The sequence below is a fragment of the Rhizobium sp. PL01 genome, from assembly GCF_033447125.1.
GTDB lineage: Bacteria > Pseudomonadota > Alphaproteobacteria > Rhizobiales > Rhizobiaceae > Pararhizobium.
Genome location: NZ_JAWQUM010000001.1, coordinates 435,077 through 454,263, shown reverse-complemented (window position 1 = coordinate 454,263; position 19,187 = coordinate 435,077). Strand labels below are relative to the sequence as shown.

The window sequence follows — 19,187 nt, the reverse complement described above, 5'->3', positions numbered from 1 at the left end:
TATGATCCCACGTCGCAAGGGAGATCTTCGCGCCGGTACCACGGCGATATATACTCTCAATTTCACCAGTTTACGTCGAACTTCAGATGACGGAGACGGCTCGCGATTCGGATAGTGTCATGACTTTGCGGCCCAGGGAAATCATTGGGGTCTCCAGATAAGTGTAGACTCCAAAAGATATAAACATAGTCACGACGAGGGACGTGAGGCCGATCCAGAGATCGCTCCAGCCACCTGTCAATGGAAAGAGCGCATATGTCATCAGCGCAGCCGCGCCATGAAAAAGATAGACCGAATAGCTTATGGATCCGCCGCGAGAGAGAATTGGTGACTCTGGCTTGCCGGTGTAAACAGCGCAGATGAATGCCGCAAACGCCAGAATATAAGCGACAATGATTGGCGCCGTTCCGACCAAGAAGAAACCGTCACCGCGAGCGAGAGAAAAATCGCCGATACAAAACAGTACGGCGAACTGTGCCAGAATAATTGTTCCGGCACATACCCACGCTCCCTGGCTTTTTTCGATCATCGCAAGACGAAGAAGCAGCCCGCAATAGAGGAAGGAGACGTGGAGACCGATATACTGAACCGGCAGGTTTGTTCCGAATTGGGTACGCGCAAGGATCGGTACAGCAGTTGACCCAATAAGAAGTAAAGTGAAGACCATAACGACCCACGGTTTGTACAAGATTGACTGCCAGAAGAGAGCAGCACACAGCACATAGAAGATCAACTCTATCGTAAGGGTCCAATAAATTCCGGATAACCACTTGAAGCCTATGAGGCTCGGAAACATCGTCATGTTTGCAAGGACGGTGGCAATCGATGGCGCCTCATCCCTCAATGCGGCTATTACACTGAGCAATAGTACCGCAAGCCAGAGGGCAGGATAGAGCCTGAAGAAACGGGATATCGCAAAGCGCTTCAGAGGCCTCGTCCCCCGAATACTGAACGGCACCACAAAACCGCTGATCAGGAAAAAGAGCACTACACCAAAACGTCCAAGATCCACGTTGTTTAACGACAGGCCGACCAGCTGTGCCAGTGGTCCTTTGGGGTCCAACGCCTCACGGACAACGTCGCCAAAGAAATGCTGGACGAGGACGAGTGTGGCTGCGACGGCGCGGAGCGCGTCGATGTTCTCGTACCGCTGATGAGTCATGGCTCTCATATACAGTCTCCCCCGCTATATTTGATGGGTAACGATGGCAGTTTATCGCGGAGGAGATAAGATACGTTTAAGCCTCTCAAGCATCTCTTTGCCGATGGCGCCCATGATCGTACAAAGCTCATCGACAAGGCTCTAAGCTGCTGCAGACAGGCGTTAAGGTGAAGGTGGCGCGCGTGAACGACACGGGCCGCAGGTGCTGGATTTCGTCTCCATCTGCGCCGCAATCTGCTTGACCAGCGCCTGGACGATGGCCGTCCCCAGCCACCGCCCGGTTTGGGGACTGGCACAACCTCTTTTCCGACGCCGTTGTCCGCGAAGACCAATTTCCAGTCGGCGCCGTTCACTTCGTAGGACACCGAGATCGACGCCCCGGCCTTGAGGGCGGAGAACGCATATTTGATCGCATTGATAACCAGTTCGGTGACGATGAGACCGAGGCTGACGGCCTGGTCGGAGCCGATCCGGCCATTCTGCGCCGTCACCTTGATATCGATCGGCTGGCTCTCGCCGGTCATCGACGACGATAGACTGCCACAGAGCGTCTTGAGATAGGTGGCAACCTCGATCTGGTCGATGCCGCCGGTCACATGCAGATGACGTTGCACGCTGAACGATCCGCACCCGAGAATCGCAATCCGCTGTCAGCAGGCCGGATTTGGTGTAAACTGGCGGGATGAGCGACACCCAGCCTCTGTTTGCGGCGCTGCGCCAATCGGCAAGGCAAGATATCGTCGATGCCATCGAGCGGCTCGTCCATGACGCGCCGGACCGCAAACTCGGGCGCGTAAACGTGCTGGCGTTTGCGGCCACGGAAGGGTTTGACGAAGAGCAGGCGATCAACGGGTTCCTGCATGCGTCGCGGCTCGGCCTGTTCGAGATGTCATGGAATGTGCTGTGTCCCGGATGTGGCGGCGTGCTCGATGCCAATACCTCGCTCAAGACAGTCCAGAGCGAAGAATATATCTGCGCGCTCTGTGCCGCCGGTTACGAGCCAACGCTGGACGAAATGGTCGAAGTGACTTTTACAGTCAATCCGCGCGTGCGCCACATCGAAGCGCATAATCCCCACCAGCTGTCGCCGCTCGAATATTTCCGCCAGATCTACTGGGGCTCGGGCATCGACATGCCAGAGGATGACTACGAGGCAAAGGTCGACGAGTTCATTCTCGAAGCGCTCGAATTGCCACCCGGCGAAAAGGCCGTCATCTCGCTGCAACTGCCGGAAGGGTTCGTGATGATCTTCGAACCCGTGACCCATGCGGCCCAGTTCCTGGACGTGAAGGGTGAGCCGACCAAGGAGCGGACGAACCTTTCGCTCGTCTTCGACCGCGGCTTCCAGCATCGCGAGACGCTGGAGCTACGGCCCGGCCCTGTGCGGATCATGGTGGAAAACCACACCGGAGCGCGCACGCTGCCGTCTGTGTGCCTGGCAAACGATGCGCTTCACGCGTTGCTTGGGCGGCGTCGCCCGTTCCTGACCGCCAAGCACCTGCTCACCAATCAGACGTTCCGCGACATCTACCGCACCGACACGATCGACGTGAACCAGCGGCTGAAGATCACCAGCCTCACCTTCCTCTTCACCGACCTGCGCGGCTCGACCGAACTTTATGAGCGCGTCGGCGACCTCGCCGCATTCGATCTGGTGAAGACGCATTTCAGTATCTTGAACGAGATCGTCGGGGCCGGGGCCGGGGCCGTGGTGAAAACCATTGGCGATGCCGTGATGGCCACCTTCCCGACGCCGGACCGGGCCGTGGCCGCCGCGATGCGGATGCGCGATGCGATGCGCCAGCTCAATGAAGACCACGGCAACGAGGATCTGCTTCTGAAAATCGGTATTCACGAAGGGCCATGTATTGCGGTCAGCCTGAACGACCGGCAGGATTATTTCGGTCAGACCGTGAACATCGCGTCGCGGGTGCAGAACCTCGCCACGTCCCGCGAAATTTTCGCCACAGGCTCCGTCCTTCAGGATTCCCGTGCTTTGCATCTGCTGACGCAGCGCGGCGTGACACCGACATCGCACAATGTCGCCCTTCGCGGCATTACCGAAAAGATCAACATTTTTACGATTCCGTGATCTGCTCGCCTCCCTGCTTGCGAACTCCCGGCGCAACGACCGTTGCGACAGACGGTTTAAGCGGAAAACTCGTGAATTTTCCTGTCGATTCCTTAATTTTCGGGGTTTCGCTTGGCCTCACATTTCCCTATAAGCCGCTTCTAGCCTGAAAATACCAAGCCTGCGCGCCCCGACCGGTGATCTCCCACCCTGGCCGGTTTTTTTGCGCAGCCGGAAAAAGCGGATAGAACCCATGCCAAAGCGCCAAGACATTAAATCGATCCTCATCATCGGCGCGGGTCCGATTGTCATTGGCCAGGCCTGCGAGTTCGATTATTCCGGTACACAGGCCTGCAAGGCGCTGAAGGAAGAGGGTTACCGGGTCATTCTGGTCAACTCCAACCCGGCGACGATCATGACCGACCCCGACATGGCGGATGCGACCTATGTCGAGCCGATCACGCCGGAAGTCGTCGCCAAGATCATCGCCAAGGAACGCCCCGACGCGCTGCTGCCAACCATGGGCGGGCAGACGGCGCTGAACACGGCGCTGTCCCTGAAGCGCATGGGTGTGCTCGACCGCTACAATGTCGAAATGATCGGCGCCAAGCCTGCCGCCATCGACATGGCCGAGGACCGCGCATTGTTTCGTGAAGCCATGGCACGCATTGGCCTGGAAACACCCAAATCGCTCCTCGCCAACGCCACCGAGATCAAGGATGCCGACCGCAAGCTGCACGTCGCCGAACGCGACAAGCTGAAGGCGCAGCTTTCCGGCGCTGACCTCGACAAGGCGCTCGACGAGCTGGAAAACACCTGGAATCTCGGCGAGACCGACCGCAAGCAGCGCTACATGAGCCATGCCATGGCCATCGGCGCGCAGGCGCTCGACACGATCGGCCTGCCTGCCATCATCCGCCCCTCCTTCACCATGGGCGGCACCGGCGGTGGCATTGCCTATAACCGCTCGGAATTCTTCGAGATCGTCAATTCCGGCCTTGATGCCTCTCCGACCACCGAAGTGCTGATCGAAGAATCGGTGCTCGGCTGGAAGGAATACGAGATGGAAGTGGTCCGCGACACCGCGGACAACTGCATCATCATCTGCTCGATCGAAAACATCGACCCGATGGGCGTGCACACCGGTGATTCGATCACGGTAGCCCCCGCCCTGACGCTGACCGACAAAGAATACCAGATCATGCGCAACGCCTCGATCGCGGTTCTGCGCGAGATCGGCGTCGAGACCGGCGGCTCGAACGTCCAGTTCGCCGTCAATCCGAAGGACGGCCGTCTCGTCGTCATCGAAATGAACCCGCGCGTCTCGCGTTCCTCCGCTCTGGCCTCGAAGGCCACCGGCTTTCCGATTGCCAAGATCGCCGCCAAGCTCGCGGTCGGCTATACGCTCGACGAACTCGACAACGACATTACTGGCGGTGCGACACCTGCCTCGTTCGAACCGTCGATCGACTACGTCGTCACCAAGATCCCGCGCTTTGCCTTTGAAAAATTCCCGGGCGCCGGCACCACGCTGACCACCGCAATGAAGTCGGTCGGCGAAGTCATGGCGATCGGCCGTACTTTTGCCGAATCGTTGCAGAAGGCGCTGCGCGGTCTTGAAACGGGCCTCACTGGCCTCGACGAGATAGAGATCCCGGGCCTCGAAGAAACCGGCGACAACCACAACGCCATCCGCGCCGCCATCGGCACGCCGACCCCGGACCGCCTGCGCATGGTTGCCCAGGCGCTGCGCATGGGCATGTCCGAAGCAGACGTTCATGACGGCTCGAAGATCGATCCGTGGTTTATCGCCCAGCTCAAGGCGATCGTCGATATGGAAGCCCGCGTCCGCGAACATGGTCTGCCGGATGACGCCGAAAACCTGCGTATGTTGAAAGCCATGGGCTTCTCCGACGCGCGTCTCGCGACGCTGTCGAAGAGCCGCCCGAAGGAAGTCGCCGAACTGCGCAACCGCTTGAACGTCCGCCCGGTCTACAAGCGGATCGATACCTGCGCCGCCGAGTTCGCCTCACCGACACCCTACATGTACTCGACCTACGAGACGCCGTTTAATGGCGCCGCCCGCTCGGAAGCGCAGGTTTCCGACCGCAAGAAGGTCGTCATCCTCGGCGGCGGTCCGAACCGCATCGGCCAGGGCATAGAGTTCGACTATTGCTGCTGCCATGCCGCCTTCGCACTGAAGGATGCCGGCTATGAAGCGATCATGATCAACTGCAACCCGGAAACCGTCTCGACCGACTACGATACCTCCGACCGGCTCTATTTCGAACCGCTGACCGCCGAAGACGTGATCGAAATCCTCCGCGCCGAGCAGGAGAATGGCGAGTTGCACGGCGTTATCGTCCAGTTCGGTGGCCAGACGCCGCTGAAGCTCGCCGAAGCGCTGGAAAAGAACGGCATCCCGATCCTCGGCACGGCACCAGACATGATCGATCTGGCCGAAGACCGCGACCGGTTCCAAAAGCTTTTGATGAAGCTCGACCTCAACCAGCCGAACAACGGCATCGCCTATTCGGTCGAACAGGCGCGCCTCGTGGCCTCGGAAATCGGCTTCCCGCTGGTCGTGCGTCCGTCCTATGTTCTCGGTGGCCGCGCCATGCAGATCATCCACTCCGAAAGCATGCTGCAGACCTACCTGCTCGACACCGTTCCGGGCCTCGTTCCGGAAGACATCAAGCAGCGTTATCCGAACGACAAGACCGGCCAGATCAACACGCTGCTCGGCAAGAACCCGCTTTTGTTCGACAGCTACCTGACCAACGCCGTCGAAGTCGATGTCGATGCCCTCTCGGATGGCGAGACAGTGTTTGTCTCGGGCATCATGGAACATATCGAAGAAGCCGGTATCCATTCGGGTGACTCGGCCTGCTCGCTGCCGGTCTACACATTGTCGGATGAGACCGTCGACGAACTGGAGCGCCAGACCAAGGCGATGGCCAAGGCCCTGAAAGTCGGCGGCCTGATGAACGTGCAGTTTGCCATCCAGGACGGCACGATCTACGTTCTTGAAGTCAACCCGCGCGCTTCGCGGACGGTGCCGTTCGTCGCCAAGACCATCGGCGCGCCGATCGCCAAGATCGCCGCCCGTATCATGGCCGGCGAAAAGCTCGACGACGCCATTGCCGCCTATGGCAAAAAGCCTGATCCGCGCAAGCTGAACCACATCGCCGTCAAGGAAGCCGTGTTCCCGTTTGCCCGCTTCCCCGGCGTCGACATCCTGCTCGGCCCGGAAATGCGCTCGACTGGTGAAGTCATCGGCCTCGATACCGATTTTGCCCTGGCCTTCGCCAAGGCCCAGCTTGGTGCCGGCGTCGATCTGCCGCGCGAAGGCACGGTGTTTGTCTCTGTGCGCGACGAGGACAAGGAACGTGTCCTGCCCGCCATCCGTCACCTGACCGAGATCGGTTTCAAGGTGCTGGCGACCGGCGGCACTGCCCGCTTCCTCGGCGAAAACGGCATCACCGCCACCAAGATCAACAAGGTCCAGGAAGGCCGTCCGCATATCGAGGACGCCATCCGCAACCGCCAGGTCCATCTCGTCATCAACACGACGGATAGCAACAAGGCGATCTCGGACAGCAAGTCATTGCGCCGCGCGACGCTGATGCAGAAGGTGCCGTATTACACGACGATGGCCGGTGCCGAAGCGGCGGCCCGCGCAATCAAGGCCTTGAAGGCCGGAAGCCTCGAAGTCCGGACCTTGCAGAGCTACTTCCAGGATTGATGATGGAAGCGGCGCCCTTGGGCGCCGCTTCCATTTTGTGCCTCTTAAATTTTGGTGCCTGCATGCGCCAGACGCGCCGTGCGCATTGCGAAGAACACCGCAAGAGCAGCGACCACACATGCTGAGGCGAATACCACCAGCATCGCAAAGCGCATGGTCTCGGTGGACGCGGCCGCGCCAAAACCCATGACATTGCCGACGAGGCCGAAGAAGGCCGCACCGATGGCATAACCGGCCGATTGCAGCGTCGGCAGCATCGCCGAGGTCCGGTCGCGTTCTGCATCGTCAGACACATCCATCATCAACTGACTGAGCGTGCCCCAAGAGACGCCGAACCCGGCGCCGATCAGAGCCTGTCCGGGGACGACCAGCCAGAGAGTGCCGGTGCCGATCGCGACCAGCACGGCCGCAAGTCCGACCATCAGCATGACAGGCCCGGTGAGCATGATGCGGTTGCGCAGAGCAAGCGACCGCACACTGGCAACGCCGATCGCCGTCAGGCTCCACGAAATCGCCATAACGGCGCTGAGTGCACCGGCTGCCGTCGGCCCGAGCTGCCACAGATGCTGCAGGCTGTAGACGAGGAAGACCGAGCCCGCCGCCTGCGACAGCGGCATCAGCAGGATGACCCATAGGCCCGTTCCGAGCGCCTTTCCGCCCGTAAACGCGGCACGCGGCAGCAAAGGGTTGAACGAGCCCCGGTCGAAGCGAACGACGGTGCCGAGAACCACAGCCGCGCCGACCAGCAGGATCGTCATCGCCACGGGGCCGCCGGCAATGCCCGACAGCGATATCATCAGGATACCGGCACCGGCTGCGGCGAGCCGCACGAAGGGGATTACCGGCGGTTTCCCCACTCCGGACACACCGCGCGGAACGATGGCGAGAACGAGGATGATGAAGATGGCTGCAGCCGGAATGCTGACGAAGAAGGCAGCGCGCCAGGAGAAATGCTCCGTCAATCCACCGGCAACCAATGGCCCGGAAAATGCCGCCATCGCCCAGACGATCGCCTCGGCGCCGAACACTTTGGGGACGAGACGCGAGGGGAAAAGCTCAGGGATCAGCGCATAGCAAAGTGCTGCGACAACGCCCTCGCCCGCACCCTGCAACAGCCGGCCGGCCAGAACCTCGGACATATCGGTGGCGACGGTCGCAAGGATGGTTCCGGCAATGAAGATGACGGCGGCGGCAAGCAGCGTGTTCCTGGCGCCGAACCGCCGCTTGAGATTGGCAGCGACAAGGCCGCCGATAATGGCAAAGACCAGATAGAGGGTGAAGGCCCAGGACAACAGCGATGCCCCGCCAAGTTCCTCGACCGCCGTCGGCAAGGCCGTCGAGATGAAGAACTCGTTGAAGGCGAACAGGGCGACGCCGAGGCAGAGCGTTATCGTCGAAACGAGATAACGTGGCCGCATCAGCTCGCCCCACCCACCGGCCAAATCAGCGGATGTGCCGTCCATCGGCTCTTCTGTGTAAAGGATATTGTCAGTCGTCATACTTCCGTCTCCAGTAGGGAAGCACGACTGTTACAACCTCAACCGCTGTTGAGGTAAAGCCCTATTTTTCGCTCGCGGCCAAATTTTCAATGCATCAGGCAGCCTCGGTCACCTGCTCTGCCCGCGCCTTGAAGAGGTCTCGGCCTATCGTGCGCGCGGCCTCCAGATGCAGGGCCACATCGGCTGGTTCCGACCCGAGCAGAAGTTCCGATGTCACCACACGGGCACCGCAATAATCGAAGATACCGTGATCGATCTGCGTCTTCATCGCAGCGCGATAACCGCGCCGCTCATAGGTTGATGCACTCGCACCGCCAAGGCCGACAAGATGGACATTGAGATGGCGCAGCCTCTTCACCGATTTGATGTCCGGACCTTCGTCATAAGCCCAACCGTTGGAAAAGACCCGGTCGACCCAACCTTTCAGCTGAGCCGGCATCGACCACCAATGGACGGGAAAGACCAGCACCAGCGCATCGGCGCGATCGATCCGCGCCTGCTCAGTGGCAATATCCACCGGGATCGGGACATCCCTGCGGTGGACGGCAAGGTCGGTCACTGTGAACGCCGGCGCAAAGCCTTCGGCCGACAGATCGGCAATTTCAAAGGAATGCCCCTCCTCAGGCTGGGCAACACCCTCCGCCAGATGCCGGGCGATGCTGTGGGTCAACGAAGCTTGGTCTGGATGGGCGATAACGATGAGCGCATGCATGTCGAAAACTCCTGTCTGGCTGTTGCGGACGAAAGGCGCATCTTATATACTTTTAGTAAGTTACCTTTGGTATATAGCGATGTCAAGCATGAAAACTGCAGATGAAGTCTCGCCAACCCGCCGCCGCCTGTCACGCGACGAACGGCTTCGCCAGCTATTGGATGTCGCATGGCGGGTGGTCCGCAATGAAGGGACGGAGGCGCTGACGCTTGGCTATCTTGCCGAGCAGGCCGGCGTGACGAAGCCCGTGGTCTACGATCATTTCAACACACGGCCGGGCCTCTTGGCCGTACTCTATCGGGAATTCGACACGCGCCAGACGGCACTGATGGACAAGGCGCTTCGGGACAGCGAGCCGACCCTTGCCAATAGAGCAAGAGTTATCGCGTCATCCTATATCGAATGCGTGTTGCAGCAGGGCCGCGAGATCCCGGGCGTCAGCGCAGCCTTGGCCGGCTCACCGGAACTGGAAAAGATCAAACGCGAATACGAGACGGCCTTTATCGGCAAATGCCGCACAGCTTTGGCCCCCTTCGCTGGCGCGGGCACCATTGCCGCGGCCGGTCTCTGGGCGATGCTCGGGGCCGCCGAAGCCCTCTCCTATGCTGCAGCGACCGGCGACATCAGCGCCGACGCGGCCGAAGAAGAGCTTTACCAGACCATTCTGTCGATGGTTGACCGCAACGCAGATCAGTAGCCGTAACGTGTTCGCGAAAGGCCGTTTCCGGCGGCGGATGAACGTCTGGCTGCTTGCCGCCACCTCCGATTCATCTGGCTTTTTCACTCCGCCTTCTGTTATAAGAGTCGTTCAAATGTTTTCGACGGCTCCGGGGTTAACGCTCCGGTGACCGTTTTCTTTTGTGCTAAGCCCTGCTTGAAGCGGGCAAGCATGGCCTATGAAGGACAGTGAAATGGTCGAAAAAGTACCGATGACTCAGAGCGGATTCGCCAAGTTGCAGGCAGAACTGCGTTGGCGTCAGCAGGAAGAGCGCCCGCGGATCATCGAAGCAATTTCCGAAGCGCGCGCCCATGGCGACCTTTCGGAAAACGCCGAATATCACGCGGCCAAGGAAGCCCAGAGCCACAATGAAGGCCGTATCGGCGAAGTCGAGGATTACGTCGCCCGCGCCGAAGTCATCGACCTGTCGAAAATGTCAGGCTCGAAGATCAAGTTCGGCGCCACCGTCAAGCTGATCGACGAGGACACCGAAGAGAACAAAACCTACCAGATCGTCGGCGACCAGGAAGCCGATGTGAAGCAGGGCCGCATCTCGATCTCCTCGCCGATTGCTCGCGCACTCATCGGCAAGGAAGTCGGCGATTCCATCGAAGTCGTCGCGCCCGGTGGCTCGAAGGCTTACGAGATCCTCGCGATCAACTGGGGCTGATCCCCGGCAAGTCCATTGAAAAGCCCGGACGGCACGCAAAGCTGCCTCCGGGCTTTTTTCTGTTAGATGACGAACAAGGGCTGGCAAGCGTGGAAGATATCAGCGACGTCGAGATCATTGCGCCGAACTTCAAAAAACGCCTTTCCGGCGTCACCTCGACCATCATTCAGTTGATCCCGGTGCAGCGAACGCTCGGCCAGAAAGTCGCAGTGCTCGGTCCGGGCCTGCCCGACAGCCTGCCGCATATCGGTTATTCTGCCCTTCTCAGCCTTTGGCGCCGCCCGAAAAACCGGGCGCTACGCGTCTGGCATGCCCGCCGCAACATCGAAATGCTGCCAGCTCTTTTCCTGCGCGATATCCTGCGGATGAAGCTGAAGATCGTCTTCACATCAGCCTCGCAGCGAAAACATTCCGGCTGGACCAAATTCCTCGTCCGGCAGATGGACGCGGTGATTGCTACCAGCAACCGAACCGCCGCCTATCTGGAAGTTCCAAGCACGACGATCATGCACGGTATCGACACGCAACGCTTCTTTCCGGCAGCAGACAAGGCGGCCGCAAAGGCAGCGCTCGGCCTGCCCGCGGACAAGAAAATTGCCGGTTGCTTCGGCAGGGTCCGCCATCAGAAGGGCACCGACCTGTTCGTCGACAGCATGATCAGCCTTCTGCCACAGCGGCCCGACTGGATTGCCATCATCGCCGGGCGCGCAACGTCGGCTCATGTTTCGTTTGAAAACGAGCTCAAGGACAAGGTCAAGGCTGCCGGTCTTGGTGAGCGCATCCTGTTCGTCGGCGAACACACCGATATACCGGACTGGTACCGGGCGCTCGATCTGTTCATTGCACCGCAGCGCTGGGAAGGTTTTGGCCTGACACCGCTCGAAGCCATGGCAACGCAGGTGCCGGTTGTCGCGACCGATGTCGGCGCGTTTTCGGAGCTGCTGGTGACCGGCGACAACGAGACCGGCATCCTGATCCCGGCCAAGGATCTGGCCGCCATGACCGGCGCAGCCGCAACGCTGATGGATGATCAGAAGCGTCTGCTTCTGGCGGGCGAACGCGGCCTCACCCGCGCCACCGACGATTTCAGCATCGCCGGTGAAGCGGCCCGCATCGGCGCCGTCTACGAAAAGCTCTTGTCTTCCGCGACTTAAGGCTTGCGCTTGAACAGCTCGATATAGGCGTTGGCCACGGCCTCTTCGGAGAACTGGCCGACCAATGTGTTGCGCCCGGCTTCGGCAATGCTCGCTGCCAGTTGCGGCTGCGCGATCAGTTGGTTGATGGCGCGTGTGTACCCCGGAACGTCATCGATATCGACGAGCAGGCCGTTTTCGCCATCGCGGACGAACCAGGACGGACCTTCCGAACGCGAGGAGATGACCGGCTTTTTCTGCGCCCATGCTTCCAGAATGACGTTGCCGAGCGGCTCATGGCTGGATGGCATCACAAAGATATCGGCTGCGGCAACATAGGGCCGCGTGTCCTTGTGCCAGCCGAGCAGGCGCACACGGTTTTCCATCTTGTGCTGCCGGATGACGGATTCGATGTCACTCCGCTCTTCGCCATCGCCGGCAATCCAAAGATAGGCATCCGGAACCGCAGCCATCGCTTCGATCAAAAGATGAAAACGCTTGCGCTTGACGAAACGCCCCATCGTCATAACGACAGGCACGCCTTCAGGTGTATTGATAGATGCCCGATCGATCGGGGCGACCGCAGTCGTATCGGTAAAGTTCGAAATCACCTCGACACCGCGCGTCCAGCCGAGCCTGCGCACATGATCGCCGATGCTGGGCGTATTGCACACCAGGATGTCGGTATTCTTGAAATAGCCGAGATGGGTCGGATAGTCGCCGAGCCGCGACAGCTTGATCGCACCGCCATAGGCAGGCATCAGCCGGGCGCCACGGGTCGACCAGGAAATGATCGCATCGACCTTTTCCTTCCGCGCCAGGGAAAGCACCTTCATCGGCAGCAGCAGGCGATCGGCCGAAAGATTGCGAAAATTGCTCTGGATGACGCGGGCGTGCGGCTCCACATCTTCACGCCATCTCCGATTCCAGCGCATAACAGCTGTCTGCTCCACACCGCGCCGCGCAAGCGCGCCGACCAGATGCACGAAGAATTTTTCCGCTCCGCCGTCCTTGCCGAAAATATACTGGTGAACCCGCATCGATCTTATCCTGAATTTACCTTTTACGGCCCGGAATACCCGACCCCGCATCTATAGTATAGCCGGTTTCGCGTTTATGGTGCGCTTTCGCGTGCCCGCACAAGGGCCGCACCCCGTTGCCCCACAAATTTTGGCGACATGGAGATCAGTAACCGGACAGTCGGCGTTTCAACAGATGAACTCGATATTCCAACCGTTGTAGAATCCATACTTGTTATCAATTGTGTCACCGCGATATTGCAAGCGCGGATGCCATCGACTACTTCCACGAATGCCGCAAAGTCCTGACAGCTGGCGATTGTCGCGGACGAGTGCTGCGGCTTCTTTGCGCCGGAAAGGGTAAAATGCAGTCGATCGAGACCTATCTCATCAATCTGGACGGCAGTAACGAGCGTCTGCTGGCCATCAGTGAACGTCTCGACGCTTTCGGCATCGCCTACGAGCGCATCTCCGCGGTCGATGGCCGGCGCCTCGATCTCTCGACGGTTGCGGATTATGATCTTGCACATGCCGAGCGCTACATGGGCCGCAGCCTCGTCGGCGGGGAAATCGGCTGCTACCATAGCCACCTGAAAGTGGCCAAACGCTTCCTGCAATCCGACGCCCGCTATGCGCTGGTTCTGGAAGACGACGCGTTGCCGCTCTGCAATCCGGTTGAGTTGCTCGAAAGCGCCCTTGCCGATTTGGAGGCAATCGATCCCGACTGGCTGCTTATGAACATCGGCAACAACAAGCTGAAAATAGCCACGCCGCTTGGCCGCTATACAATCGGTGGACATCAGTGCGAGCTTGTCGCCGCCCATTATTTTCCGATGACCACGAGCGCCATCGTCTGGTCGCGCGAAGGTGCCCGGCTTTTCGTCGAACAGCACCAGAAGATGTTTGCACCGGTCGACAACTATTTCCGCTACTGGATCACGCGAAGCGGCCACGGCTATTCTTTCTCCCCCGCCCCGGTGACAACAACCGAAGCGGCAAGCCAAATCCTTGCCGGCTCCGGCCGCGAACGAAAAAGCTACAAGAGAAAGTGGTTTTACGGACTGACAAAGCAAAGGCGGCTGATGCAGGACAAACTGATTGCCTGGAATCACAAGCGGCGGTTTCGCCGCCTCGACAAGAAATAGACCACACATTACCGCCTACAAGTGCAGCCGAAAAGGCTCCTTTAGGCTTTGCACGCAAGAGGTTGGCACTTGTCCAGCCATGCCAGCATCGACGAACTCTAACAGACCGCAGTATTAAAGCGGAATTTTTCGGGCGGCATTCCTTGCGCGCGCACCGGCATCAGAATTGAGAATGACCTGAGATGACTGCGCGAATGAAGATCCGCCCGTTGGGCAACATGGGCAACCAGATGCTGCAATACATGTTTGCACTCAGCGTTCGCGACCGGGTGGGAGACCTGGACATCTTCGGCCATGACATTCCCTTTTGGAACATCACCGCACCCGTGCCCGCCAATTTTTCGAAGAATCCACTGATCCTACGCGGCCAGCAGTTGATTGATGCCGACCAGGTGGCCAGCCTGATCCGAAAGGGAAAGATCCGCGACTGCGAAATGCACGCCCTCGGCTTCCAGATGAGCAATTATGGCAGCCCTCAACGATATGAATCCGTGTTTAACGCGGAAACGATCGATGTCACAGGCTATGGCTCCGACCACGTGGTCTTCAACGTGCGCGGAGCAGAAATTCTCAAAAGAAAACACGGTGACTACGGCCCCGTGCCGCTTTCCTTCATCGATCGCGTCATCAAGCAATCTGGTGCAAAGCCGGTCTTCATGGGGCAACTGGGCGACGATTTCTATTCTCAGCGCCTGCGGGAACGATATGCCGGCGCGATCTTTCAGCCGAGCCGTGGCGCATTGATCGACTTCGAAGTGCTGCGCCGCTCGCACCAGATCGCCGTCGCAGTCAGCACCTTTTCCTGGGTCGCAGCCTGGCTGTCGAAAGCACAGATCATTCACCTCCCGCTTTCTGGCATACTCAATCCCCGGCAGCGGCCGGATATCGACCTTCTGCCCGAGAATGACGAGCGCTACCGGTTCTACGATTTCCAGCCACGCCGCTGGACGGCAAGCCCTGCGGATATCGACGACCTCTGGGCGCCACACGAACACCGGCAACTCGACGCCGCACAAATCCGACACCTGAAAACACAAGCCCGCCGCAAAACGGCGTTCGCTAAAATGATAAATAGAATCAAGTTGAATGCGCGAGCGACGCTGAAACTGGCTTGACGTCGTCGGCCCTATGCATCCTCTGAGTACAGACTTCGGTCCATGCGCAATCTCGGCGGCGCGCAAACCAACGCGCGGCGAAACGGAAAATATTATTATAATAACAATCACTTAATCGATAACATCAGCAAGCCGACAGGTGAAAAGCGCCGGTTGACTTACATTATCTGCATCCGTATTTGAGGAAAACAGGTATACTGGCCCACGACAATTCCCAGGAGCATTTTTCATGTCCTCGACAGAGCTGACGATCGTCGCGACGCGACGGCCTGACCTTCTCGCGTCGACCATGGAGAGTTTTCAAGCCCGACTGCTGAAGAACTTCGATGTCTCGCGGGTTTCGATCAATATCGATCCGCTGTGGGGCGACGCGCAAGACGAGGCCGCGTGCTGCGCTATCCTGCGGCGTTATTATCCTGATTGCGTGATCTACACGCCGGAGAAGCCCGGTTTTGCCGCGGCCGTCGAGCGGCTATGGTCGAACACAAAGTCAGATGTGATCTTTCATCTCGAAGACGACTGGAACCTTGCTGAGGATATCGACCCCAGCATTCTGGGCTTTTTTGCAGACCCTTCGGTCACGGAAATATCGCTGATGTGCAAGGAGAAGAACTGGGACATCCAGAAACGGGGCGCCTATCACTTTGCCAAGGTAAAGCATCGCCTTTTCGGGGTAGAGCTTCCGTTCTACCGGAAAGTCCCCTCTTTCACCCTCAGCCCGTCGTTCCTGCGCGGCGATTTCGCACGGCGATGGGCAAACCTTATGGACATGACGCTGGATCCGGAAAAACAGGTGCGTTCACGCCAGAACCAGCCGCTGACGACCTATGTTTCAGAATACAGGAACTACGTCCATACGGGCCGGGACGTTTACAATATTGCTGTCGATATCGGCCGCGATTGGCGCGACAAGCGAAACATCGAGAAAACGATCATCAATGGTACATCACATTGGTCCCCAGCCGCCAGCTAGGACACTCGGGCCAGCCATGAATGATGAATGGCGCAGCTCCGTGGCGATTATATCGCCACGAGCCCTTCATTTTTCACCTGACGAATGGTCAACATGGTGCGCACTGTGTCGACACGGTCGTTGGCGGTGAGGACTTCGATAACAAAATCCTGAAAGACCGTCAGGTTCTCCGAAACGCAATGCAGCAGGAAATCGCTTTCGCCGGACACCATCCAGGCCTGACGCACCAGCGGCCAGGCGTTGGTCGCGGCGGCAAACGCCTTCAGATCGGCTTCGGACTGGTGCTTCAGACCCACCATGCAGAAGGCGACCAGATCAAATCCCAGTGACGGCGCGCTCAACAGCGCGTGATAACCCTTTATAACGCCGCCTTCTTCCAGCTTGCGGACACGCCGCAGGCACGGCGGCGCCGAGATGCCAACACGCTCGGCAAGTTCAACATTGGTCATGCGGCCATCATTCTGCAGTTCGCGCAGAATTTTCATGTCGATTGCATCAAGTTCCAATCGGATTGGCAAGTTCACCCCCATGGTTCGGCCGCCTCAATTGGCCTGCAAAACGCCGTGTCGCGCTTGGCTGAACTCGTTAGCGGATTTGGAAGCGGCACGAAAGCCGTTATCCTCGCCTTTCCACCCGGAATGAGTCGATGTCAAACGCTACAGAAAGGGAAACGCCTTCATCAGGAGCTCGAGTTGTAGCGCTGACGGAAGCGATGCCTGGCATCGGCTTGCCACGGAATCGAAGTTCTCCAGTATCTCGGCAAAATTCAGGGCACCGAGAATCGGCGTACCGCGAAAGCTGAAGTAGTCGGCAAACTTGTAGCCGTCTCCCTTGATCTTGCCTGTTGGCTCCATCCATACGGACGGAATATTATAGGCATCCGCCACGATCAGGCCGTGCAAGCTGCTTGAAACCACAAATTCGGCACTGGAAATTTCAGCCGTGATCGCCTGCGGCTCGCCAAGGAGGTTAATGACCTTCCAGTGAGGCGGCAGAACAGAACCATATTGCTCGACAAAATTGCGGTACGTCACGAAATGCGGAATGATCGCGACTTTGACTGTTGCGGCATCTTTCTTGGGCCAGATGAGAGGCAGGAGAATTGCGGGGTCACCGAGAACAATATCGTTGCCGTCTGCAATCCTTGCTTTCGTCAGTTCACCGCGGACCGCATGGTATTCAAGTCTTTGCGGCCAGAGTGCCGGGGTTGCGGGGTCAAGGAACCCCGAGCCCCAAACATGCAGTTTCCGCCATGGGCGTTTGCGTGGCAGCGTAAATTTGCGCTTCCCGTGACGGCGATAATAAGCGTCCAGTATGCTTCCAACACCAATCAACTCGGCCTTGGATGGCTTAACGTAAACAGGTTCCATCGAAAACAGCCCGCGCAACAGATCTCCCATCAGATTGTCACCAAAGTTTTCGACAGTCTGACCGAATTTTTTTCCAATTGCCGCAGAGAAAATCCTCACCGGTCGCATGTGCTCACCTCACATTATGCTCAAATATAGGTACCATTCTCGTTTGATTTTCGAATACCGCGTTGCTCTCGCCAGTCACCGCCATGATCAGTTATGACAAACCCACGATCGTCCCAGAGAAGAGTTGACGAAAATGGCGCCACGTAACGCTCGAGTTGCTTCTCCGGGTCCAGCAAGTTGGCTGCATGTCGGGAAAAATCGCCGCGCAGCAAACTTCGCGCGGTCGTGAACATAAGTATTTACACCTGAAAGGCGTCTTAAAACAAAGAAATCAGATACTTACGACGATAATGTGCTTTGCCGCGATTCCGAACACTCTAATTTTTCCTCGGAATGAAAGGCAACCTACACGACACCTTCGTCGGAAAAATCGGCAAGTCTGTCCTTGCCTGTATCAAAGTTCAAGCGCCAGTCGTCCTCATCTTATACGCCGGCAACGATAAGCCGACAACAATGACAGGGGAAATTGTGGCCATTCTTCGGTTCGCAACTCTCCGGCAGCCTTGCCCCATGGGGCGAAACGACGATCCGTAAAATGCATGACTGAACGTTCCGTTGTGTGTATCTCTTCCCGCACCCTTGAAACAGACCCCAATAAATTCCTAAACTATATCTAGGTTTATCCGGCATCGCGACAAGCATGACTTGAAGCGCGTACCGAACCCCCACAAGGATTTTCCATGACTGCCCGACACACCAAAGTTCTCATCATCGGCTCCGGCCCGGCCGGCTATACCGCTGCCATCTATTCGGCCCGCGCGTTGCTCAATCCGGTTTTGATCGCCGGCATGGAACAGGGCGGCCAGTTGATGATCACCACGGATGTGGAAAACTATCCGGGCTATGCCGATCCGGTCCAGGGACCGTGGATGATGGAGCAGATGCTCAAGCAGGCGCAGCATGTCGGCGCCGAGATCGTCAACGACCTGGTGACCGATGTCGATATGTCGGTGCGCCCGTTCAGGCTCAAGACCGACAGCGGCACCGACTGGACCGCCGACGTGCTGATCATCGCCACCGGCGCCAAGGCGAAGTGGCTGGGCATCGAGAGCGAGCCGGCGTTCATGGGGTTCGGCGTTTCGGCCTGCGCCACCTGCGACGGCTTCTTCTATCGCAACAAGGACGTGATCGTTGTCGGCGGTGGCAACTCTGCCGTCGAGGAAGCGCTGTACCTTTCCAATCTTGCCAAGACGGTAACGGTCGTGCATCGCCGCGATCATTTCCGCGCTGAAAAGATCCTGCAGGAGCGGCTGTTTGCCAAGGCGAACGTCGAGATCATCTGGGATCATGAAGTAACCGAATATACCGGTGCTGCAGCCAAGCCGCCGATGCCGGCCTCGGTCAGCGGCGTCAAGCTGCGCAACACCAAGACGGGCGCTGTCAGCGACATGCCGATCGACGGCGTGTTCGTGGCTATCGGCCATGCACCGGCGGTCGAACTGTTCAAGGATAAGTTGCGCCTGAAGCAGAATGGCTATCTGTGGACAGCCCCGGATTCGACTGCCACGGATGTGGCGGGCGTTTATGCCGCAGGAGATGTCACGGACGATATATATCGTCAGGCTATCACGGCCGCCGGAATGGGCTGTATGGCGGCTCTGGAAGCCGAAAAATATCTGGCGGGCCATATGCCTGTCGCAATTGCGGCCGAATAGAAGCCGCGAAGAATGGGAGCGATCAAACGCCGCTCCTGAGTGGGAACAGACAATCAGCCTTATGGCGGAAAACACGAGGCCGTTTTCCGCCA

The 19,187-nt window shown here is 58.5% G+C and carries 16 protein-coding genes; 9 read left to right on the top strand and 7 right to left on the bottom strand.

The features are described from left to right. Nucleotides 1-82 precede the first annotated feature (82 nt). Both R6X40_RS02120 and R6X40_RS02115 read right to left on the bottom strand, forming a co-directional pair. Nucleotides 83-1,171 carry an acyltransferase gene (locus R6X40_RS02120; RefSeq protein WP_318410567.1) on the bottom strand — a complete coding sequence of 363 codons (1,089 nt, stop codon included), beginning with the start codon at nucleotides 1,169-1,171 and terminating at the stop codon, nucleotides 83-85. Then, entirely contained in the window at nucleotides 1,168-1,776 is a 609-nt protein-coding gene (locus tag R6X40_RS02115; RefSeq protein ID WP_318410565.1) for a sensor histidine kinase, read from the bottom strand. The genes R6X40_RS02120 and R6X40_RS02115 overlap by 4 nt, the downstream gene beginning before the upstream one ends. Nucleotides 1,777-1,844: 68 nt before the next feature. Here R6X40_RS02115 and R6X40_RS02110 point away from each other — a divergent pair, with 68 nt between their 5' ends. Together R6X40_RS02110 and carB are read left to right on the top strand one after the other, a co-directional pair. Then, on the top strand, nucleotides 1,845-3,254 hold the full coding sequence (locus tag R6X40_RS02110; RefSeq protein WP_318410564.1) for an adenylate/guanylate cyclase domain-containing protein: 1,410 nt from the start codon (nucleotides 1,845-1,847) through the stop codon (nucleotides 3,252-3,254). A 232-nt stretch (nucleotides 3,255-3,486) separates the two neighbouring features. Continuing rightward, nucleotides 3,487-6,978 carry a carbamoyl-phosphate synthase large subunit gene (gene carB, locus R6X40_RS02105; RefSeq protein ID WP_318410563.1) on the top strand — a complete coding sequence of 1,164 codons (3,492 nt, stop codon included), beginning with the start codon at nucleotides 3,487-3,489 and terminating at the stop codon, nucleotides 6,976-6,978. 44 nt (nucleotides 6,979-7,022) lie between these two features. Here carB and R6X40_RS02100 read toward each other — a convergent pair whose 3' ends face one another. Beyond that, on the bottom strand, nucleotides 7,023-8,477 hold the full coding sequence (locus tag R6X40_RS02100; protein WP_412178305.1) for an MFS transporter: 1,455 nt from the start codon (nucleotides 8,475-8,477) through the stop codon (nucleotides 7,023-7,025). Between the two features lie 94 nt (nucleotides 8,478-8,571). Beyond that, nucleotides 8,572-9,189 (bottom strand): NAD(P)H-dependent oxidoreductase, encoded by a 618-nt coding sequence (locus R6X40_RS02095; protein WP_318410562.1) that lies wholly within the window; start codon nucleotides 9,187-9,189, stop codon nucleotides 8,572-8,574. Between the two features lie 79 nt (nucleotides 9,190-9,268). Between R6X40_RS02095 and R6X40_RS02090 the strand changes: the two genes are divergently transcribed. The 3 genes from R6X40_RS02090 to R6X40_RS02080 all read left to right on the top strand — a co-directional run bounded on the left by R6X40_RS02090 (nucleotide 9,269) and on the right by R6X40_RS02080 (nucleotide 11,731). Continuing rightward, the gene (locus R6X40_RS02090; protein WP_318410560.1) at nucleotides 9,269-9,886 is read left to right on the top strand and encodes a TetR/AcrR family transcriptional regulator; all 618 of its coding nucleotides are present in this window, start codon (nucleotides 9,269-9,271) and stop codon (nucleotides 9,884-9,886) included. A 214-nt stretch (nucleotides 9,887-10,100) separates the two neighbouring features. Continuing rightward, nucleotides 10,101-10,577 (top strand): transcription elongation factor GreA, encoded by a 477-nt coding sequence (gene greA, locus R6X40_RS02085; RefSeq protein WP_318410558.1) that lies wholly within the window; start codon nucleotides 10,101-10,103, stop codon nucleotides 10,575-10,577. 89 nt (nucleotides 10,578-10,666) lie between these two features. Next, nucleotides 10,667-11,731: a glycosyltransferase family 4 protein gene (locus R6X40_RS02080; protein WP_318410557.1), complete on the top strand. Its 1,065-nt coding sequence runs from the start codon at nucleotides 10,667-10,669 to the stop codon at nucleotides 11,729-11,731. Here the strand turns inward: R6X40_RS02080 and R6X40_RS02075 are convergent. After that, entirely contained in the window at nucleotides 11,728-12,750 is a 1,023-nt protein-coding gene (locus R6X40_RS02075; RefSeq protein WP_318410555.1) for a glycosyltransferase, read from the bottom strand. The two genes, R6X40_RS02080 and R6X40_RS02075, sit on opposite strands and share 4 nt — an antisense overlap. Nucleotides 12,751-13,094: 344 nt before the next feature. On the opposite strand from R6X40_RS02075, the gene R6X40_RS02070 reads away from it, so the two are divergent. The 3 genes from R6X40_RS02070 to R6X40_RS02060 all read left to right on the top strand — a co-directional run bounded on the left by R6X40_RS02070 (nucleotide 13,095) and on the right by R6X40_RS02060 (nucleotide 15,962). After that, nucleotides 13,095-13,874: a glycosyltransferase family 25 protein gene (locus tag R6X40_RS02070; RefSeq protein ID WP_318410553.1), complete on the top strand. Its 780-nt coding sequence runs from the start codon at nucleotides 13,095-13,097 to the stop codon at nucleotides 13,872-13,874. 182 nt (nucleotides 13,875-14,056) lie between these two features. Beyond that, a complete protein-coding gene (locus R6X40_RS02065) occupies nucleotides 14,057-14,989 on the top strand; it encodes a hypothetical protein (RefSeq protein WP_318410552.1) in 933 nt (310 codons plus the stop codon). Between the two features lie 229 nt (nucleotides 14,990-15,218). Beyond that, the gene (locus tag R6X40_RS02060; protein WP_318410551.1) at nucleotides 15,219-15,962 is read left to right on the top strand and encodes a hypothetical protein; all 744 of its coding nucleotides are present in this window, start codon (nucleotides 15,219-15,221) and stop codon (nucleotides 15,960-15,962) included. A 47-nt stretch (nucleotides 15,963-16,009) separates the two neighbouring features. Here the strand turns inward: R6X40_RS02060 and R6X40_RS02055 are convergent, their stop codons facing one another. Beyond that, nucleotides 16,010-16,492 (bottom strand): Lrp/AsnC family transcriptional regulator, encoded by a 483-nt coding sequence (locus R6X40_RS02055; protein ID WP_318410549.1) that lies wholly within the window; start codon nucleotides 16,490-16,492, stop codon nucleotides 16,010-16,012. A gap of 126 nt (nucleotides 16,493-16,618) precedes the next feature. Continuing rightward, nucleotides 16,619-17,440: a polysaccharide pyruvyl transferase family protein gene (locus R6X40_RS02050; protein WP_318410547.1), complete on the bottom strand. Its 822-nt coding sequence runs from the start codon at nucleotides 17,438-17,440 to the stop codon at nucleotides 16,619-16,621. Between the two features lie 680 nt (nucleotides 17,441-18,120). Here R6X40_RS02050 and trxB point away from each other — a divergent pair. Further along, entirely contained in the window at nucleotides 18,121-19,095 is a 975-nt protein-coding gene (gene trxB / locus R6X40_RS02045) for a thioredoxin-disulfide reductase (protein ID WP_318410546.1), read from the top strand. Nucleotides 19,096-19,187 lie beyond the last annotated feature (92 nt).